The sequence below is a fragment of the Saccharomonospora saliphila YIM 90502 genome (assembly GCF_000383795.1).
Taxonomy (GTDB): Bacteria; Actinomycetota; Actinomycetes; order Mycobacteriales; family Pseudonocardiaceae; genus Saccharomonospora; species Saccharomonospora saliphila.
In genome coordinates, this window is the sequence record NZ_KB912680.1 from 2,171 (window position 1) to 3,674 (window position 1,504).

2 protein-coding genes are annotated in these 1,504 nt (G+C 73.3%); both read right to left on the minus strand.

The genetic code is table 11. The features are described 5' to 3' along the window. Positions 1-233, minus strand: a 233-nt coding sequence (locus SACSA_RS26155; protein ID WP_048876775.1) for a hypothetical protein, incomplete at its 3' end; no start/stop codon positions are given. Between the two features lie 346 nt (positions 234-579). After that, the coding region (locus SACSA_RS26160) for a prolipoprotein diacylglyceryl transferase (protein ID WP_019816435.1) at positions 580-1,504 on the minus strand (925 nt) is incomplete at its 5' end.

Consider the following 1,504-nt stretch of genomic DNA (forward strand, 5'->3'; position numbering starts at 1 on the left):
ACCAGCGGCGCCATGCCGTCGGACAACGCCGCGGAGAACACGACGAACTTGCCCACGAATCCACTGGTGAGCGGGATTCCCCCGGGACGGGCGCATCCGGGACCGGCGCCCGGGAGGGTGGCGTCAGGGTCGCCGATGCCGGGGTGCTCGGCATCGGCGTGGTCGACGCCCGTTTCGGGGTCGTCGGCGTGGGAGCCGGGTCGCCCGTGGTCGAGCCCGTCGTGGAGGACCACGGTCGGGTCAGGCCCTCGGTCAGGCCGGTCGTGCACTGTTCGCCCTCGTCTGCTCTCGATTCCAGGTTTGGTCCGGTCGTGGACCTCAAGCGCGGACACCGAGCAACAGCTAACCCGTTCGAACCGGCGTTCACCAGGTTCGCTCGGTGGACAGCGGGGAGCGTACGACGAACGGCCAGGCGGGTCACCTGAACAGAGCAAATTTCAACCGTTCGCCGACCCGCATGTGCAGAATCCCGTGCGTACGCCCTGTGCGGATGCAGAGGAAGCAGTGTTGGCCGGTCCACCGGGAGCCTGGCGAGTCCGTGTCGGTGCCGCCCGGCGTGGCCCGCTGTGTGGTGCCGCCTCACCCGCCCTCGGCCGCGATGCGGTCGTCGTCGCCGAACTCCAGCGTGCGGGTCTCCTCGGCGGTGCTGCCGTCGGGGTAGGTCACGCGGACGGTGTTGTGCGTGATTCCCTCACCCGCGTCGATGTAGACCTCCCGCACCTCGAAGTACGCGATGTCGGCGTAGCGCTCGGCCAGCCCCTCGGGTCCCAGCTCGGCCAGCTCGCCGGTCGTCAGGTCGTGGGCGGCGGAGGGGTCTTCGGTGACGAGGTTGAAGTAGTCCTGGGAGCGCCGCGCCAAGGTCTCCGTGTCGTGCGAGGCCCAGAGGACCCGGGGGGCCGCCGAGGTGGAGGCCGGGGTCACGGGAGGCTTGCTCGGCGCCGGGGAGGTCGTCGGCCCGCCGCCGTCGGTGTCTCCTGAGCGCTGTTCGGCGGGCTCCGGGGCGGTGTCCGTGGTGTGCGCGGCACGCAGCGCGGCACGCCGGTCCTCGGTGGCGGTCTCGTCGGCCGCGTCGGAACCGGGGACGGCCGTGTCGCCGCCCCGCGCGTCATCGTCGCCGACCCGCGCGTCGGCCGGTGAGCCCTGGTCAGGGGCGATCGAGAGCCGGCCGGTCCGGTCGGGCCAGCCCTCGGCGGCCCTGCTCTGCTCGTCGGTCCCGCCGACGAGCACCGTGCCCGCCACCAGCAGCGCCACCACGACCGCCGTGGACGACAGGCCCGCGAACCAGGCGGCCCTGCGCCAGGTCGTGGGCGGGGTGACCGACGCGGGCACCGAACCGAGGTCGAACTTGCCGAGCCCGTCGGGGACCGAGGGAGACGGCACTGCCCGGCCCGGGTCCGTCGGGCGCTCCGGGTCCGGGGCGGGCGGGGTGAGAGTGACCTTGATACGCCGCAGCGCCGCGTCGCCACCCGCGTCGCCTTCCGGTCCGGGCAGCGGGAGCTGCCCG